Raw genomic sequence first — 17,832 nt, forward strand, 5'->3', positions numbered from 1 at the left:
AACTCGGAGTCGTGCCACGCGATTCGACGGTTTCCTCGATCCGCAGCGGCCGCTCCTCCCGCACCCGGCCTTCGCGCCGTGCGGTCGGTGCCGCGCTCGCTGCGGTGCTCGCGATCGGTCTGAGCGCCTGCGCTCCCGATCCGGTCAGCCAATCGTTCCTGAGCGGGGAGAACACCGGGTACGTCGCGGCCGACGGCGCGATCGTCGAGATCCCCGTCGCCGAGCGCGGTGAGCCCGTGGAGTTCGGCGGGGTCACCGAGACCGGCGAGAAGTTCGACAGTGCCGACATCGCCGGGCAGGTCACGGTCGTCAACTTCTGGTACGCCGGATGCGCGCCGTGCCGGCTCGAAGCCGCCGACCTCGAAGCCGTGTGGCAGAAGTTCGCCGCCGACGACGTCTCGTTCGTCGGCATCAACACGCGCGATCAGGCGGACACCGCCATCGCCTTCGCCGACGAGTACGACATCACGTACCCGAGCCTGATCGACGTCGACACCGCCGAGGCCAAGCTGGCGTTCGCCAAGGTCGTGCCGATCGCCGCCACGCCCACCACGCTCGTGCTCGACAAGCAGGGCCGCGTCGCCGCGAAGATCATCGGTCCGATCGACGGACCGTCGATCCTCTCCACGCTCGTCAAGGACACGCTCGCGGAGGACTCGTGAGCACCCTCGGAGCGCCGTGAACCCCGAAGCGATCATCGGCTCGGGCGCCCTCTGGATCGCGATCCCGGTCGCGATGCTGGCAGGCCTCGTGTCGTTCCTGTCTCCGTGCGTCCTCCCGCTCGTGCCCGGCTACCTCGGCTTCCTGGGGGGCGCTGTCGCGCCGCGGCGGACCACCGTCGCCGACGGGGATGCATCGACCGCCGCGCAGCCCGCCGTGACAACGACCCGGGGACGGCTCGTCCTTGGCGTGCTGCTGTTCATCCTCGGCTTCACGATCGTGTTCATCCTCTACACCGTGCTCGGCGGCACCGTGGGTGTGTTCCTGCTGCAGTGGGGCGACCTGATCACGCGCATCCTCGGCGTCGTGATCATCGCGATGGGGCTCGTGTTCCTCGGGCTCTTCGGCTTCGCGCAGAAGGAGTTCCGCTTCCACGTGGACTCCAAGGCCGGCATCATCGGGGCCCCGCTCCTCGGCGTCGCACTCGGCATCGGCTGGGCGCCCTGCATGGGCCCCACGCTCGCCGCGATCCTGGCCCTCTCCTTCAACGCCGGTGACCCCGTGCGCGCCGGCTTCCTCGGTCTGGCGTACTCCCTCGGGCTCGGCATCCCGTTCCTGCTCGTCGCCCTCGGGTTCGGCTGGGCGACCAAGGCGATCGGGTTCCTCCGTCGCCACATCCGCGTGGTGAACATCGTGGGCGGCGTGATGCTGATCCTGCTCGGTGTCCTGATGGTCACCGGCCTGTGGACCGACATCATGTCGCGGCTGACGGCGGTGATCGGCAGTGTCATCCTCCCGCTCTGACCGCACCGACCGCACCGAGAAGAACGCCCGCACGGAGACGACCATGACGAAGAACAAGGGTGCCGTGCACAGCGACTCCAGCGATCCGCTCCGCCCGTCCGACCACGTCGACGGCGACGACTCGATCATCCAGCCGCGGCTCGGCTTCGTCGGGTGGCTGCGGTGGGGGTGGCGGCAGCTGACCTCGATGCGCACAGCGCTGGTCCTGCTGCTCGTGCTGGCGATCGCGGCGATCCCCGGCTCGATCTTCCCGCAGCGCATGGCCGACCCGAACGGCGTCACGCAGTGGGAGCGCGAGAACCCCGACCTCTTCCCGATCCTCGACGGCCTCAAGCTATTCGACGTCTACCTGTCACCGTGGTTCTCGGCGATCTACCTGCTGCTGTTCGCCTCGCTCGTGGGCTGCGTGATCCCGCGCATCAAGCACCACGCGAAGGCCCTGCGCGCGCGTCCGCCACGCACTCCGGCCCGACTCCAGCGCCTCGAGGACTATCGTGCGGTCACGCGCGACCCGTCCGCCGACTCCGGCTCCACGACCGGCGATGCCGAGGCGGAGGCCGCTGCGTCGATCGATGTGGCGACGAAGCAGCTCAAGGCACTCGGCTACCGGGTGGAGCGCTACGATCGCGGCCGCACCTTCTCCGTCTCCGCCGAGCGCGGATACTGGCGCGAGACCGGCAACCTGCTGTTCCACCTCGCGCTCGTGGGCGTGCTCGTCACGGTCGGCGTCGGCGGGGGCTTCTCGTACACCGGCCAGCGCGTGCTCGTCGAGGGCGAGACCTTCGCCAACACGCTTCTCGACTACGACTCCATGAACCGCGGGCGCTTCGTGGGCGACGACGCCTTCGCGCCGTACTCGATGCGTCTCGACTCCTTCGACGTGACCTATCAGCCGTTCGGCGAGCCCGGTTCCGGTCAGGCCGGCGACTTCTCGGCCAACGTCACGGTGCAGGAGAACGGCGAGGAGCGCACGGGCGCCGTCAAGGTCAACGAACCTCTCGCGGTCGCCGACGACGACGTCTTCCTCCTGGGCAACGGCTACGCGCCGACCGTGACGGTGCGCGATCCCGACGGCACGGTGGTCTTCACAGGCAGCACCCCGTTCCTCCCGCAGGACACCAACATGACCTCGCTCGGGGTGCTCAAGGTGCCGGACGGCTTGGCCGAGCAGGTCGGGCTCGTCGGTTTCTTCTACCCGACGACGGGCGTCCTCGAGGACGGCGCCTTCTTCTCCGCCTACGGCGACCTCACCAACCCGACGCTCACGTTCGACGTGTACACCGGGGACCTGGGGATCAACGAGGGTGTGCCGCGCTCCGTCTACGTGCTCGACACGACCGGGATGACCAAGCTCACCGGACGCACCACCGACGTCGAGTCGATCAAGCTCAGCCCCGGCCAGACGGCCCAGCTGCCGGACGGCCTCGGCTCGGTCACCTTCGACGACGAGTCGCCGGCGGGGGCGACGGACGCCTCGGAATCGGTGAAGCGGTTCGCCTCGCTGCAGATCCACCGCGACGAGTCCGGTGTCTGGGTGCTCGGCTTCGCGCTGCTGGCTCTCGGCGGACTCATGATCGCGCTCTTCGTGCCGCGCCGTCGCGTGTGGGTCAAGGCCACGGCGCACGACGGCGAGATCGCGCTCGAGTACGCCGCACTGGCTCGCGGCGAAGACCCGACCCTCGCCGCTGCCGTCGACGACCTCGTCGCGGGCCACGCCCGTCTGCTCGACGCTGCCGGTGGGACGACGCCGCGCCCGAGCGCCGAAGACACCGCGGAGGAGTCCGCTGCGCCGGAAGCCCCGGCACCCGACACCCGGAAAGTAGACTGACACCATGCTCGAGCTCAACGTGATCTCGCCGGTCCTGCTCTGGACGGCGATCGCGATCTACGCGGCGGCCTTCGTGGCCTACGCCTTCGATCTCGCGCGGCGCTCGCAGGCCACGGCCGATGCGCAGACCGTCCGCGAACCGGTGCTCGTCGGGGCAGGTGGCGGAGCGGCCACCGCAGCCGCCGGCGCACCCGGTGCATCCGGTGACGCGCCGCCGCAGCGATTCGTCATGGCCCGCATCGGCACGTCGCTCACGGTCCTCGGCTTCCTGTTCCACCTGGCGGCGACCGTGACCCGTGGCATCGCGGCAGGACGCGTGCCCTGGGCCAACCTCTACGAGTTCGCGATGATCGGCACGCTGCTCATCATCGCGGTGTATCTCATCGTGCTGACCCGTCTGGACCTCCGCTTCCTCGGCACGTTCATCACCGGCCTGGTCGTGGTCCTGCTGGGTCTGGGCGCGACGAACTTCTACGTCGAGGTCTCGCCCCTGATGGACCCGCTGAAGAGCGTGTGGCTCATCATCCACGTCTTCGTCGCCTCGCTCGCGACGGCGTTCTTCGCGCTCGCGTTCGCCCTGTCTGTGATCCAGCTCATGCAGTCGCGTCGTGAGCGCCTCGTCGCCGAAGGCGCAGACAAGACCGGCCCCGGATTCCTCCGTACGTTCCCCGGATCCGTTCGCCTGGAGAGCCTGGCGTACATGTTCACGATCATCGGGTTCATCCTGTGGACGTTCACGCTCATCGCCGGCTCGATCTGGGCCTACTACGCCTGGAGCCGCTTCTGGGGCTTCGACGTCAAGGAGACCTGGACCTTCGTGATCTGGGTCATCTACGCCGGCTACATCCACGCGCGCGCGACCCGCGGGTGGCGCGGCAACCCCTCCGCCTGGCTGGCGATCGTCGGGTTCTCGGCCGTCATCTTCAACTTCACGATCGTGAACGTCTTCTTCAAGGGCCTGCACGCCTACTCCGGCCTGAGCTGAGCCCGGCGTCAACCGCCGAGGGGCAGCACCTCCGCGTATTCGACGCCGTGTTCGTACCAAACCAGTTCGGCTTCGGTGATCGTCTCGGTAGACGCTGGTTCGAAGGCGCGCAGCTCCGCCTGTGTGAACCGCGACCACTCCTCCGGCTGGAGAGTCTTTCCGTAGAGCACCGACAGGTGGAAGGTCCACTCCTCCAGCGGCAGTTCGCCGAGGCGGCGGAAGCTCGTGCCGTCCAATGCAGTGGTCAGGGATGAGTACGCCGAGACGAGTGACGTGCTGCGGGCGAGGCGCACGATCACGATCTGCCAGGGAGAGGGGAATTCGTCCACGGCTTCGGCGATCGCTTCGATCGGGCGCTGCTGCGTGGCCCACATACGGATCAGCGTGGCGAGCTCTTCACGACGTTCCGGCTCGTAGAAGCCCCGGAGGGTGATGTGCCCGGTGTGCGGACGCCGTGCCGGGGAGTCGAGGCGTGCGAGCGCGGCATCCTGGACCTCCCGGTAGACCTCGGCGACCGCCCCCGTGGGCCGGAGCACGAGGTACTGCTGCCCCTCCAGACTCGCGAGTTGCTCGGGGGTGTCCATGAACGGTCGGCGCATGGCAGGAGCCTAGGTCGCGGCGCGCCGCATGCGAAACGGAGACGGTCACAAACGCTGGCCCGGCGCGCCACATGTCGACGCGCCGGGCCGGGGGAGGAACAGGTGTCAGGTGGTGGCGAGGACCGCCTTCGCCGAAGTCGTGCGCCGCAGCGTGACCGCGAGCGTCGTGGCCACGAGCGACAGCACACCCCACACCGCGAGGGCAGCGACCGCGGATCCGCTTCCGGCGATCAAGCCCGCGAAGGCCGGTGCCGTGGGCAGAGCAGCCCCGAGCCCCGCGAGCCACCCCGGCACGGTCGAGATCAGCCCGGTCGCCACGGCCAGGACGCCGACCAGCGCGGAGACCCACCGTCCGACGCCGCCGAACAGGGCGACGAGGGCCTGGTTGACCGCCGCGAACACCACGCCGGCGAGCACCGCGGTGCCGGCGAACGTCCACCAGGTGGCCGCGTCGTAGCTCGCCACGATCTGCACGATCAACGACACCAGCAGTCCCTGTCCCGCGCCGATCAGCGCAGCGGGTGCGAAGGCGCGCAACGTCAGGGCGGCGGAGGACCGTCGAGAAGTGAGGGTGCGGGCGGTGTGCGCGCGCATCACCACGAACGTCGCGAGTCCGCCGAACCACAGCACGACCGCCGCCAGGAGGGGGATCGCGGTCGGGCCGAAGATGGTGTTCATCGAGGAGTTCGACGACACGGGGTCGGCGATCACCGAGGCGAGCGACTTCGAATCGCTGTCGCTGAACGACGGGAGCGAATCGGATGCTGTGCGCAGCCCACCGGCGAGATCACCGGTACCCGTCGCCAGGGTGTCGAGCCCGGTCGTGAGCTCGGTGGCGCCGTCGGCGAGAGCGGTCGCGCCCTCTGACAGCTGGCCTGCACCCGAAGCGATGCCCCGTGCGCCGGTCGCGGATGCGGCGATGCCCTGATCCGCGAGCTGGGTGAGGCCCCCCGCGAGCTGCGTCGCGCCGGCGCCCGCCTGAGTCATGCTCGACGCGAGAGTGCTGATCGTGCCGGGGAGTGCGGCGACGCCACCGGCGACCTTCGGGTTGTCGAGGGTTCCGGATGCGGTCCCGGCATCCTTCGCCACGGCTGCCGCGTCGGAGGCGAGGGAGGTGTACAGGTCGCACTGCGCCTGGTCCGCGACGGGTGGCGTGCAGGCGGTCTGCGCCAGCGCGCCGAGCCTCCCGGCCAGAGCGATCGACGTGTCCGAGGCCGACTTCGCCGAGGCGGATGCCCCCTGGATCGCGCCGACGAGCTCTTGCGTCCCGCCGACGTTCTGCTGCAGGGTCGTTCCGCCGCTGGTCAGTCCCGACCCGATCTGCGCCGCGCCGGCCGCCGCCTCCCTCGTCTTGCCCGCGATGGTGTCGAGTCCGGTCGCGAGCGACGAGGCCCCGGTTCCGAGTTCGCCCGCGCCGGAGGCCAGCTTCGAGGCGCCGTCGGGGATCGCCGCCGCGCCGGTCGCCGCGTCACGAGCGCCGTCCGCGAGCTTCAGCGCGCCGTCTGCCGCATCGCCGATCTGATCGCCGATCGTGGTGAACCCCACGAGGATGTTCTCGGTCGTGGCCTCGGTGAGCATCGTGCCCATCGTCGACGCGGCGACGTCGGCGATCTGGCCGGTGATGAGGTCGTCGGCGACGAGTCCGTCATCCGGGGTCGTCACCGTGATGGTCGCCTGCTCCGCGTCGCCGCCGCCGTCGGAGATGGCCGTGCCGGCCGAGGTGGCCGCAGCGGAGAAGTCCTCGGGGATCGTGATGACGGCCTGGTAGGACCCGTCGGCGAGCCCGTCTTTCGCATCGTCCTCATTGGAGATGACCCACGTGAGGTTCGAGTCCAGGTCGTCGGAGCCGTCGACGAGTCCCGCGGCGAGCTGGCGGCCGAGCGGGGTGGTCTGCCCGTCGATCGTCACGGGTTCGTCGAGGTTGACGATCGCCGCGGTCATGGAGTCCAGACGCTCGGTCGGGTTCTGGAGCGCCGCGACCAGGATGCCGCCGACCGCGGCGGGCAGCAACAGCACGCCGAGGAGGGTCAGCCAGGTGATGGGCTTGCGGGAGCGTGCGCGCTCGATGGGGAGGGTCATGCGGTCACCTCGGTGGATTCTGCGGCGCTCCGGTGCGGAGCCTGCGTGTCGAGAGTCTGCGCCTCGGGCCATCCGGCCTCGGCGAGGATGCTGCGGGCGGCGTGGGCATCGGATGCCGTGACGAACACCGCGAGCGACCGAGCGGCGGCGGCGTCGCGCAGCATCGCGGTCGCCTGATCCCGTCGGCCGCCGGTGAGACGGTCGAGCCCGTCGATCACGACGAGGCGAGAGGTGCCTCGCAGGGCTTCGACGAGGTCGCCCAGTGCGGTGTCCGCGTCGTCGACGAGCACGCAGCCGACGTGGCCGCGCACCCAGGCGGCGCGACCCGGCAGCAGGTGTCCCGCCACGCGGATGCGGCCATCCGTCGGCGTCAGACGCCCGGCGACCGTGAGCGCCAGGGCTCGCCGCGCACGCACGTCGCCGCCGGTCGCGACGAGTGCCCCTGATTCGGGCAGACGCAGCGAGAGGCCTTCGATGATCGGCGCGTCGGCAGCGATCTCGAGGTCGTCGGCGGCGACGACGGATCCGTCGCCCGGCCAGTCGGCGAGGTGGCGCTCGCGTTCGACGGCCTCGCCTTCGACGTCCACGCGCGGCAGGATCTTCTCCAGCCAGCGCGGGAGCTCCCAGGCGCGTTCCCCGAGGATCGCCATCAGCGCCGGGATGAGGGTCATCCGCACCAGGAAGGCGTCGATCGCGATGCCGGCGGCGAGACCGAGCGCGATCGGCTTGAGAGAGGAGTCGCCTTCGGGGACGAACGCCACGAACACCGCGAACATGATCAGGCCGGCCGCGGTGACGACCTTCGCCGAACCGGTGAACCCGCTGCGCACCGTGCGCAGTGCCGCGGCACGCCGCTTCGCCCGATCGGGGCTCTTCGAGTCCGGGTCGTGCACGAAGTCCTCCCGCATGCGCGAGACGAGGAACACCTGGTAGTCCATCGCGAGTCCGAACAGCACGCCCATCAGGATGATCGGCATGAAGCTGATGATCGGACCGACCTTGGCGACGTGCAGCAGGTCGGCGAACCAGCCCCATTCGAACACGGCACCGACGACGCCGAACGCGGCGACGATCGAGAGCAGGTATCCCGCTGCTGCGGTGATCGGCACCCACAGTGAACGGAACACGATCGTCAACAGGATCAGCGAGAGGCCGATCACGAAGATGCCGAAGGGCAGCAGCGCGTTGCCGAGCTGGTCGGAGATGTCGATCCCCACCGCCGTGAAGCCGGTCACCTTGAGGTCGATGCCGAATTCGTCGAGCCACTCGTCGTGGTGGCTGCGGAGTTCACGCACCAGGTCGGCGGTCGCCGGGTCGTCCGGTGCGGTCTCCGGGATGATCTGCACGATGCCGGTGTCTGCGGTCTCGTTCGGTGTCGCGAGGGCGACCTCCTTGACACCGGGGACGTCGGCGACGGCGTCCCCGAGGTCTTCCATCAGGGTGAGGGGGTCGGTGGAGGTGACGATCGTGCCCGTGAGGATCAGTGGACCGTTGAAGCCGGGGCCGAACTCCTCGCCCACGAGGTCGTAGGTCTGCCTGGCCTCGGAGTCCTTCGGCAGCACTCCGGCGTTCGGCAGGGCGAGGTTGAGGCTCAGAGCGGGGATGGCCACGATCCCCAGGCCGATCACGACGGCGAGCGACACCAGGAGAGGGCGCTTGGTCACGCCGTTCACCCATCGGAGGCTGCCCTTGACGCGAGCCGGAGCCGTCGGTGCGGCGTCGTCGTCCGTGCCCTTTTTCTTCGCCTTCGGGGCGCGTCGGGGCCGGCCGACCACCTTGCCCTTCATGAACCCGAGCAGGGCAGGAGTGAGGGTCACGGCGATCGCGACGGCCACGGCGACCGCGACCGAGGCCGCGACGCCCATGGTCGTCAGGAACGGGATGCCGGCGAAGCCGAGGCCGATCAGGGCGATGAGCACCGTGACACCGGCGAACACGACGGCGGAGCCGGCCGTGCCGACCGCGCGGGAGGCGGACTCCTCCGGATCGACGCCCTCGCGCACCTGATCCTGATGTCGCGCCATGATGAACAGCGCGTAGTCGATGCCGACGGCGAGCCCGAGCATGAGTGCCAGCAGCGGGGTGGTGGAGGAGACGGTCGCGAAGGCGGTCGCGGTGAAGATCCCGGCCATGGAGATGCCGACGCCGAGGATCGCGGTGAGCAGGGGGAGTCCGGCGACCACGAACGACCGGAACGTGACGATGAGCACCAGCAGCGCGATCAGGAGTCCGACCGCCTCGGTCAGGGTGACGCCGGGGATGGAGATCGCGAAGAGGTCGCCGCCGAGTGCGGTCTGCGCGCCGTCGGGGAGCTCGGCGTCGAGGTCGCTCACGACGGTGCGCAGAGCGTCCTTCGTGTCATCCGAGACATCGGTGGATTCACCGTCGAACTGCACGCGGACGATGGCCGCCGTGTCGTCGTCGTTGATCATGCCGTTGACCATCTCGTCGTAGGGCGAGGTGGCCGCGAGCACGCCGTCGAGGTCGGAGAGGTCGTCGACGGCGTCTTCGATGTGCTCGCGGTAGTCGTCATCCGTGATCTGGTCGCCGTCGGCGGCCACCACGATGAACTGCGCGTTCGTTCCGCTCACCTGCGGGAAGGAGCGCGAGAGCTGCTCGAGGCCCGCCTGAGACTCGGTGCCGGGGATCGAGAACGTGTTGTCCGTACCTGCGCCCAGCACGAGGGCGCCTGCTCCGGCGATGCCGAGTGCGAGCAGCCACGACACGAGGACGCGCCAGGGGTGCCGGAACGACCAGCGTCCGAGCGAGGACAGGAGAGTGGACACGCGTTCCTCCGAAGGGTGCGGGGTGGATACACAGGTGTATCCAATACATAGTTGTATCGTAAGGTGACCCGCCCGGATGAGTCTGTGTGCGGGGTGTGAATCGTGCGAGAGTGAAGGGTCAGGAGGGCTCGATGTCGACACCCGCAACCCGAAGCCGCGTGAACACGCGTGCGCGTCTGCTCGAAGCGGCGGCGCAGGTGTTCGCCGAGGTCGGTCTCGACGGCGCCTCCGTCGAAGCCGTGTGCGAGCGTGCGGGGTTCACGCGGGGAGCGTTCTACTCGAACTTCGAATCCAAGGACGAGCTGTTCCTGATGCTCGCCGCGAGCGTCTCCGAGGTGCGCGTCAACGCCGTGCGCACGCGTGTCGAGGAGCTGACTGCTGCGGGCGCCCTGGTCGAGGGGTGCGATCCCATCGACCTCGTGCAGCAGATCATGGAATTGGGCGGAGACGATCGTCTCGGCGTGATGCTGCTGAGCGAGATCCGCATCCGCGCGCTCCGTGACCCGAAGTTCGGCGAGGCCTACCTCGCGCAGGAGCGCGAGATGGTCTCGAGCATCGCCCGGATCGTCGACGACATCGTCACTGCGGGACTCCTGCGGCTGCGACTGCCCGCCGAGACCGCGGCGCGCATGCTCCTGATCTTCTGGGAGGGCATGACCGTGCGCGGAGCCATGGCAGGCCAGGACGACGCGCAGCTGCGCCACTCGGGCGGCGAGGAGCTCGGACGCCTGGTCCAGCTGCTCATCGAGTCCTAGCCCCGATCACTCCGCGGCGGCCGTCAATTCGTAGTGGCAGCGTGCGAGGCGAGCCAGCCACCACTCCCGGCGCTCGTCCGATGCGGCGAGACGCGTGAGAGCGTCGCCGTCGGGCGTCACGCGACCGACCGTGATCGCTCCGTCGACGGGGCGTCGGTCGGCCACGTCGTCGAGGAAGAGCGATGCCGTGCCGAGGCCGCAGTCGTAGTCGAGGCTCGGGAGTGCTGCAGCGAGCGCGGCGCCCTGCGAGAGCCCGATCGCTGTGTCCAAGGCGCTCGACACCACGACGGGGAGCCCCGCGGCGGTCACGATCTGCAGCGCGTGCGTGATGCCGCCCAGCGGCTGGGCCTTGACGACGAGCAGGTCGGCGGCGCCGGCACGGGCGACGGCCAGGGGGTCGGTCGACTTCCGGACGCTCTCGTCCGCGGCCACCGGGATGCCCATGTGCTTCACGCGCGTGCGCAGGTCGGCCAGCTCGGCCACGCTCGCACACGGCTGCTCCACGTACTCCAGGTCGTATTCGCCCAGCGCGTGCACCGCGTGCTCGGCCTCGTCGACGTTCCAGGCGCCGTTCGCGTCGACGCGGATGCGTCCTTCCGGTCCCATGGCTTCGCGGACGGCCCGCACGCGTTCCACGTCGTCGGCGAGGGTCTGGCCAGGCTCGGCGACCTTGACCTTCGCCGTGCGACACCCCGGGAACCTCGCCAGCAGCTCTGGCACGCGCGCGGCGTCGATCGCCGGCACCGTGGCGTTCACGCCGATCCGGTCGCGCAGCGGCGTCGGCTGCTCACGCCACGCGAAGTCGATCGCGGCAGCGAGCCACGTGGCGGCCTCGGCATCGTCGTACTCCGTGAAAGGCGAGAACTCGGCCCACCCTTCCGGGCCCTCGAAGAGCAGGGCCTCCCGCACATCGACGCCGCGGAAGCGACTGTGCATCGGGAGGGCGACGACCCTGGCCGAGTCGACCAGTTCTGCGAGCGGCGGGATCATGAGCCCATTCTGCTCTGTGCGGGGCGTCGCGCGCCGTGCACCGTGCGGGTGAGTCTCCGCCCCGGGTTTCGTCGGGGCGCACGTCCGACATAAATGTGTGATTGACAATGGTGTGTGACGCACAGTAATGTGATCGACATGAACGAGACGCTCGACACGCACCTGCAGGAACTGCGGCGCGGCACCGTGGTGCTCGCGTGCCTGCAACTGCTGCGCACGCCGGGATACGGCTACTCGCTGCTCGAGCAACTCGAGCAGCGCGGCTTCGCCACCGACGCGAACACGCTGTACCCGCTGCTGCGCCGGCTGGAGAAGCAGGAGTACCTCACGAGCGAGTGGAACACCGACGAGGCACGGCCCCGCAAGTTCTACCGCACCTCGGATGCCGGCGTCCGTCTGGCCGACACCCTCACCGACGAATGGCGGTCGCTCACCACGGCGATCGCCTCCCTCACCGCAGAGGAGAACTGACATGACCACGACTGCCACGCTCACCGAGCGCTACATCACCGCCACGATCCGAAGCCTCCGTCCGGAGACGCAAGAGGATGTCCGTGCCGAGCTCGAAGCCGCGATCGCCGATGCGGTCGAGGCCAGACTCGAACAGGGGGAGACGCCCGACGCGGCGGAACGCGCAGTCCTCACCGAACTCGGGGATCCCGGCGTCCTGGCTGCGGGATACGCGGATCGTCCGCTGTACCTCATCGGCCCGCGGTTCTACCTGACGTGGTGGCGGCTGCTCAAGCTGCTGCTGACGATCGTGCCCGTCTGCGTGCTCGGGGCCGTGGCGCTCGGCCAGACGATCTCCGCCGCGCCCGTGGGAGAGATCATCTCGACCTCGATCCTCGTCACCGGCGGAGCGATCCTGCACATCTGCTTCTGGACGACACTGGTGTTCGTCATCCTCGAGCGCAGCAACAGCACGTCGGCGATAGGGAAATGGGATGTCGATCAGCTGCCGGAGCCGACCGAGAAGGGTGTGGGGCGGAGTGAGCTGATCGCCTCGCTCGTCTTCCTCGGAATCTCTGTCGGCGCGCTCCTCTGGGACCGGTTCCGCGGCTTCGTCGTGGTCGACGGCCATCCGCTGCCCGTCCTCGCCCCTTCCCTGTGGCCGTGGGGGATCGGTCTCCTGTTCCTGCTGATCGTCGCGGAGGCCGTCTTCGCCGTGGTGCTCTACCGCACCAGGCGGTGGACCACCGGGCTGGCCGTGGCGAACACGCTCCTCGCTCTGGCGTTCCTCGCGTGGGTCGTGTTCCTGCTCCTCACGGGTCAGCTCGTCAATCCGGAGTTCCTCGCGCAGATCGCCGCAGCGGGCGGCGAGGGCCTCGCCGCAGGCCAAGCCGAATCGGCAGCCGAGGGCGGCGTCTTCCGCATCGTCGCGGTCCTGCTCGGATTCGGGATCGCGGTCGGCGTCGGGTGGGACATCGTCGACGGGTGGGTCAAGGCCTCACGCGCAGGCCGCGTCTGAGCGCACAGGACGCAGGAAGCGCCGTCCCGGTCGGGGCGGCGCTTCCTGCCTCGCCGGAGCGGGCCGAGGAATAGGCTGGATGTCGTGACCGATGCCTTCGTCTCCGACCTGTTCGACCCGGCCGAATGGGTGCTCGCACCCGGCGCCGAGGATTACACGGACATCACCGCCCACGTCTCGCACGACGGCGGGGTGGCACGCATCGCGTTCAACCGGCCCGAAGTGCGCAACGCCTTCCGACCGCACACGGTCGACGAGCTGTACCGGGCGCTCGACATCGCCCGACAGGATGCGCGTATCGGAGCGGTGCTCCTCACCGGCAACGGCCCGAGCCCGAAGGACGGCGGCTGGGCGTTCTGCTCGGGGGCGATCAGCGCATCCGCGGTCGCGACGGGTACAAGTACTCGGACACCGAGACCGCGGTCGTCGACGGCGCGAGTCGCGCCGCGGTGGGCCGCCTGCACATCCTCGAAGTGCAGCGACTCATCCGCTTCATGCCCAAGGTCGTCATCGCGGTCGTGCCCGGATGGGCGGCCGGCGGCGGGCACTCCCTGCACGTCGTGTGCGACCTCACGATCGCGTCCGCCGAAGAGGCGCGCTTCAAGCAGACGGATGCCGACGTCGGCAGCTTCGACGCCGGATACGGCTCCGCGTACATGGCTCGTCAGACGGGACAGAAGTTCGCCCGCGAGGTGTTCTTCCTCGCCGAGGAGTACTCCGCACAGCGGGCATACGAAGCGGGGGCCGTGAACCGCGTCGTGCCGCACGCCGAGCTCGAGCGCGAGGCGCTGAAGATGGCGCGCACCGTGCTGACCAAGTCGCCTACCGCGATCCGCATGCTGAAGTTCGCCTTCAACGCGGTCGACGATGGACTCGTCGGCCAGCAGGTCTTCGCCGGGGAGGCGACACGCTTGGCCTACGGAACGGACGAAGCCGTCGAGGGCCGCGACTCGTTCCTCGAGAAGCGCGACCCCGACTGGTCGTCGTTCCCCTGGCACTACTGAGTCGGAGGCCCGCATGACCGCGCTGATCCCCACGGATGCCGAAGATCCGGATCTGCTGCGGGACGCCCTGCAACGCGCACTCGAGGGCGGACCGGCGCTCGGGCTGGGTATGGTCTCCGGCGCCCTCGAGAACGTGGCGGACGGCATCGCGGCCGTGATCGCGACCTCGGGGTCGAGCGGCATCCCGAAGCGGGTCGCGCTCAGCGGTGAGGCTCTGCGGGCCAGCGCCGAGGCGACCGCGGCACGCATCGGGAGCGGACGCTGGCTGCTCGCGCTCCCGGCAGGGTACGTCGCCGGACTCCAGGTGATCGTGCGCTCGATCCTCGCCGACACGCGCCCCGCGACGATCGAGGGCCGGTTCTCGCCGGAGTCCTTCGCGGAAGCCACGCTCGGGATGCTGCGCCCATCGTCGGGTGTGGGCCTCCCCGAGCTGTTCACCTCGCTGGTGCCGGCCCAGGTCGCCACGCTGCTCGATGCCGCAGACGACACCGCGGTGCGGGCGGCGCTCACGGCGTATCGCGCGATCCTGGTGGGCGGACAGTCTCTCCCGGAGCCGCTGCGCGAACGGGCGGCCGACCTCGGCGTGCGGCTCGTGCGCACCTACGGCTCGACCGAGACCAGCGGCGGGTGCGTGTACGACGGTGTGCCGCTCGACACGGTCGGGGTTCGCACCGTCGATGGCGAGCTGCGCATCGCCGGGCCCATGCTCGCCGAGGGCTACCTGGGCGACGGTTCGCTGACCGCCCGCACGTTCGTGCGCGATGAGCACGGCATCCGCTGGTACCGCACCGGCGACCTCGGCCTCGTCGAAGACGGCGTGGTGCGGGTGCACGGCCGCGCAGACAACGTGATCGTGTCGGGCGGCATCAACATCTCCCTCGACCGCGTCGAGCGGATCGTGCGCCGGATCGCGGGACTGCATGAGGCGGTCGTGGTCGGCGTCGAGGACGAGCGCTGGGGTGAGGCCTCGGTGATCGTCGCGGCTCGGGGAGAGGTGCTGCGACGCAGCGAGTCCGAGCAGTTGGCGCATGCGCGCGACGCCGTGGAGCACGAGCTCGGCAGGCACGCACGTCCGGCTCGCCTGATCGTGGTCGACGAGATCGACCTCCTGTCCTCCGGCAAGCCCGACCGCGAGGCGATCCGGCGAACCGTCGCCGACCTGCACTGATCCCGAAGCCGCAGCGCGCAGCTCTGCCAGACTGGGCGTCATGGCCACCTACACGCATGGACACCACGAATCCGTCCTCCGCTCGCACAACGTGCGCGACATCGCGAACTCCGCGGCCTACCTTCGCCCGCACCTCACCGCGGCGACCAGGCTCCTCGACGTCGGGGCCGGGCCCGGGAGCATCACGGTCGACTTCGCGGGAGTGGTCGCCCACGTCACCGCCACCGAGATCGACGAGGACGCCCTGTCGCTGTCCCGTCGCCTCGCCGAGGAGCGCGGCGTCACGAACCTCGACTTCTCGGTGGAAGACGTGCACGCGCTGAGCTTCCCGACGACTCCTTCGACGTCGTGCACGCGCATCAGGTGCTGCAGCACGTCGGCGACCCGGTGCAGGCGCTCCGGGAGATGCGTCGCGTCACCGTGCCCGGCGGCCTCGTCGCCGCCCGCGACGCCGACTACGCCGGGTTCCCTCTGTTCCCCGTGCTTCCCGAACTCGACCGATGGCTCACCCTGTACCGCGCAGCCGCGCACGCGAACGGCGGCGAACCCGATGCCGGGCGTCGACTGCTCGCGTGGGCCCGCGCCGCCGGCTTCGAGGACGTGACGGCGACGGCATCCACCTGGTGCTACGCGTCCCCTGCGGAGCGCGCGTGGTGGGGAGGGCTGTGGGCCGACCGCATCCTCGAGTCCGCGCTCGCCCGCCAGCTCGTCGACAGCGACATGGCCACTCCCGCCGATCTGCAGGACATCAGCGACGCGTGGAAGCGCTGGGCCGACGACGGCGACGGCTGGTTCCTGGTGCCGCACGGCGAGATCCTCGCCCGCGCCTGACCGGCGCCGGATACATCCCGCGACGGATGCCGGCGGCAGGGTGCTCGCGTAGCGTGGGGGAGTGATCCGCCCGCTCTCCCGCACGGCGCTGACCCTCGACATCGTCGGGGCGGCGCTGCTGTTCCTCGTCCTGCTGCCGATGTCGCTGGTGTTCTACGGCCCGGCCGTCGGGAACACCGCCACCGGCGGCGCGGCCATCGCGATCGTGGTCATCGCCGGCGTGCTGATGTTCGGCGGCGTCGCTATCGGGCGTCTCGCACCGGGGCTCGCGCTCGCCGCCGCATGGGTCGGCGCCGTGCTGCAGATGCTCGCCGGGTTCGGTCCGCTTCCCATCGACTTCGCGATCCTCCTCGTGCTCTACGCCACGGCGGCATGGGGCACCCGACGGGTGCTCTGGTGGGGCTTCGGTTCGGCGCTGGTCGGCGGGCTCGTCGCGGCCCTCTACATGGTCGTGTTCAACGGTGTCGCCTTCGGCTCCGGCAGCGGCTGGGAGAAGGTCACGGCGGGCACGCTCCTGCTGGTCCTCGGTCATGGCACTCGGCTTCGCCTGGGTGTGCGGGTTGCTCTGGCGGGTGGTGCTGCGCTCACGGCGCACCCGCGCGGCCCAACTGCAGGCCGAGTCCCTCGCCGTTGAAGAGCAGGAGCGCGTGCGCATCGCGCGCGACATGCACGACGTCGTCGCACATTCCCTCGCGGTCGTCATCGCGCAGGCGGATGGCGCGCGCTACGCGGCCGCGACGAAGCCCGAGATGGCGACCGAAGCGCTCGGCACCATCGCGCAGACCGCGCGCGCGGCGCTGAGCGACGTGCGGATGCTCCTCACCCAGCTCCGCCACCGACAGGGCGACGGCCCGCAGCCGACACTCGCCGACCTGGAGGCGCTCTTCGCGCAGGTCCGTCAGGCGGGGATCGAGCCCCGGGTCACGGTCGACCCCATGCCGCCGGGAGAACCACCGGGCGCGATCCAGCTCGCGGTCTACCGCATCCTCCAGGAGGCGCTCACGAACGCGATCCGGCACGGCGACGGCGCGGTCGACGTGCACCTCGCGTGGCTCCCTGACCGGGTCGACATCGATGTGCGGAACACCATTCCGCACGAGGCGACGACCACGGCGGGCGGCCACGGCGTGATCGGGATGCGCGAACGGGCGCAGCTCGTCGGCGGTAGTCTTCAGGCCGAGCGCCGAGGGGCGCAGTTCGTCGTCCATGCCACGCTTCCGATCGGAGCCCCCGAATGATCCGCGTCGTACTCGTCGACGACCAGGCCCTGTTCCGCGCCGGCATCAGGATGCTCGTGGCCTCGCAGCCCGACCTCGAGGTGGTCGGCGAGGCGGGCAACGGTCAGGAGGCGCTCGAGATCGTCCGCGCGACGCGGCCCGACGTGGTGCTCATGGACATCCGGATGCCGGTCATGGACGGGCTCACTGCGACGGCCGAGATCCTCACACGTCCGGAGCCCCCGCGCGTGGTGATGCTCACCACGTTCGATCTCGACGAGGCCGCCGCGCGGGCGATCCGACAGGGGGCGAGCGGCTTCCTCCTCAAGGACGCCGACCCCGAGTTCCTGCTCGCCGCGATCCGTACGGTGCACGCGGGTTCGAGCGTGATCGCGGCCTCCGCGACCCGTGACCTGTTCGCGCACTTCACCGAAGCACCCACCCCGGTGCCGCCGCAGTACGCCACACTCACCGACCGCGAGAAGGAGATCTTCGCTCTTGCGGCGCGTGGCCTGTCGAACGCCGAGATCGCCGGACGCGAATACCTCAGCGAAGCGACCGTGAAGACGCACATCAGCCGCATCCTCACGAAGCTCGCCCTGCGCGACCGCGTGCAGCTCGTGGTCTTCGCCTTCGAGCACGGTCTGGCCTGACCGGC

At 70.0% G+C, this 17,832-nt stretch carries 15 protein-coding genes and 2 pseudogenes; 13 read left to right on the plus strand and 4 right to left on the minus strand.

Features of this window, described 5'->3' with window-relative positions:
* The first annotated feature begins 11 nt into the window (after positions 1 to 11).
* The 4 genes from K1X59_RS04850 to ccsB are packed head-to-tail and all read left to right on the plus strand — an operon-like array spanning position 12 to position 4,277.
* Positions 12 to 662, plus strand: coding sequence for a TlpA disulfide reductase family protein (locus K1X59_RS04850; RefSeq protein ID WP_183152011.1), 651 nt, complete (start codon positions 12 to 14; stop codon positions 660 to 662).
* A 16-nt stretch (positions 663 to 678) separates the two neighbouring features.
* Complete coding sequence (locus K1X59_RS04855) at positions 679 to 1,464, plus strand: cytochrome c biogenesis CcdA family protein (RefSeq protein ID WP_220173982.1); 786 nt, start codon at positions 679 to 681, stop codon at positions 1,462 to 1,464.
* A gap of 43 nt (positions 1,465 to 1,507) precedes the next feature.
* Positions 1,508 to 3,292: a cytochrome c biogenesis protein ResB gene (locus tag K1X59_RS04860; RefSeq protein ID WP_244632398.1), complete on the plus strand. Its 1,785-nt coding sequence runs from the start codon at positions 1,508 to 1,510 to the stop codon at positions 3,290 to 3,292.
* A 4-nt stretch (positions 3,293 to 3,296) separates the two neighbouring features.
* A complete protein-coding gene (gene ccsB / locus K1X59_RS04865) occupies positions 3,297 to 4,277 on the plus strand; it encodes a c-type cytochrome biogenesis protein CcsB (RefSeq protein ID WP_183152013.1) in 981 nt (326 codons plus the stop codon).
* Positions 4,278 to 4,285: 8 nt separating this feature from the next.
* On the opposite strand, the gene K1X59_RS04870 is transcribed toward ccsB, so the two are convergent.
* The 3 genes from K1X59_RS04870 to K1X59_RS04880 all read right to left on the minus strand — a co-directional run bounded on the left by K1X59_RS04870 (position 4,286) and on the right by K1X59_RS04880 (position 9,741).
* Positions 4,286 to 4,876 (minus strand): 2'-5' RNA ligase family protein, encoded by a 591-nt coding sequence (locus K1X59_RS04870; RefSeq protein ID WP_244632399.1) that lies wholly within the window; start codon positions 4,874 to 4,876, stop codon positions 4,286 to 4,288.
* Positions 4,877 to 4,981: 105 nt separating this feature from the next.
* Complete coding sequence (locus K1X59_RS04875) at positions 4,982 to 6,955, minus strand: YhgE/Pip family protein (RefSeq protein ID WP_220173983.1); 1,974 nt, start codon at positions 6,953 to 6,955, stop codon at positions 4,982 to 4,984.
* On the minus strand, positions 6,952 to 9,741 hold the full coding sequence (locus K1X59_RS04880) for an efflux RND transporter permease subunit (protein WP_220173984.1): 2,790 nt from the start codon (positions 9,739 to 9,741) through the stop codon (positions 6,952 to 6,954). The genes K1X59_RS04875 and K1X59_RS04880 overlap by 4 nt, the downstream gene beginning before the upstream one ends.
* A gap of 131 nt (positions 9,742 to 9,872) precedes the next feature.
* On the opposite strand from K1X59_RS04880, the gene K1X59_RS04885 reads away from it, so the two are divergent.
* Entirely contained in the window at positions 9,873 to 10,496 is a 624-nt protein-coding gene (locus K1X59_RS04885) for a TetR/AcrR family transcriptional regulator (protein ID WP_220173985.1), read from the plus strand.
* 6 nt (positions 10,497 to 10,502) lie between these two features.
* Here the strand turns inward: K1X59_RS04885 and K1X59_RS04890 are convergent, their stop codons facing one another.
* Positions 10,503 to 11,486, minus strand: coding sequence for an o-succinylbenzoate synthase (locus tag K1X59_RS04890; protein ID WP_220173986.1), 984 nt, complete (start codon positions 11,484 to 11,486; stop codon positions 10,503 to 10,505).
* Positions 11,487 to 11,624: 138 nt separating this feature from the next.
* Here K1X59_RS04890 and K1X59_RS04895 point away from each other — a divergent pair, with 138 nt between their 5' ends.
* The 8 genes and pseudogenes from K1X59_RS04895 (at position 11,625) to K1X59_RS04925 (ending at position 17,827) form a co-directional block, all read left to right on the plus strand.
* The gene (locus K1X59_RS04895; protein ID WP_183152015.1) at positions 11,625 to 11,957 is read left to right on the plus strand and encodes a PadR family transcriptional regulator; all 333 of its coding nucleotides are present in this window, start codon (positions 11,625 to 11,627) and stop codon (positions 11,955 to 11,957) included.
* A 1-nt stretch (position 11,958) separates the two neighbouring features.
* Positions 11,959 to 12,954, plus strand: coding sequence for a permease prefix domain 1-containing protein (locus K1X59_RS04900; protein ID WP_183152016.1), 996 nt, complete (start codon positions 11,959 to 11,961; stop codon positions 12,952 to 12,954).
* 84 nt (positions 12,955 to 13,038) lie between these two features.
* Positions 13,039 to 13,958: pseudogene (locus tag K1X59_RS04905) on the plus strand (1,4-dihydroxy-2-naphthoyl-CoA synthase).
* Positions 13,959 to 13,971: 13 nt separating this feature from the next.
* Entirely contained in the window at positions 13,972 to 15,126 is a 1,155-nt protein-coding gene (locus K1X59_RS04910) for an AMP-binding protein (RefSeq protein WP_183152017.1), read from the plus strand.
* A 40-nt stretch (positions 15,127 to 15,166) separates the two neighbouring features.
* Positions 15,167 to 15,957: pseudogene (locus K1X59_RS04915) on the plus strand (class I SAM-dependent methyltransferase).
* Between the two features lie 61 nt (positions 15,958 to 16,018).
* Positions 16,019 to 16,591: a hypothetical protein gene (locus K1X59_RS20840; RefSeq protein ID WP_258567085.1), complete on the plus strand. Its 573-nt coding sequence runs from the start codon at positions 16,019 to 16,021 to the stop codon at positions 16,589 to 16,591.
* The gene (locus K1X59_RS20845) at positions 16,488 to 17,195 is read left to right on the plus strand and encodes a sensor histidine kinase (RefSeq protein WP_258567086.1); all 708 of its coding nucleotides are present in this window, start codon (positions 16,488 to 16,490) and stop codon (positions 17,193 to 17,195) included. The genes K1X59_RS20840 and K1X59_RS20845 overlap by 104 nt, the downstream gene beginning before the upstream one ends.
* Positions 17,192 to 17,827: a response regulator transcription factor gene (locus K1X59_RS04925; RefSeq protein WP_220173987.1), complete on the plus strand. Its 636-nt coding sequence runs from the start codon at positions 17,192 to 17,194 to the stop codon at positions 17,825 to 17,827. The genes K1X59_RS20845 and K1X59_RS04925 overlap by 4 nt, the downstream gene beginning before the upstream one ends.
* The last annotated feature ends 5 nt before the right edge of the window (positions 17,828 to 17,832 follow it).

This window comes from Microbacterium sp. Se5.02b, assembly GCF_019464375.1.
In the GTDB taxonomy this organism is placed as follows: domain Bacteria; phylum Actinomycetota; class Actinomycetes; order Actinomycetales; family Microbacteriaceae; genus Microbacterium.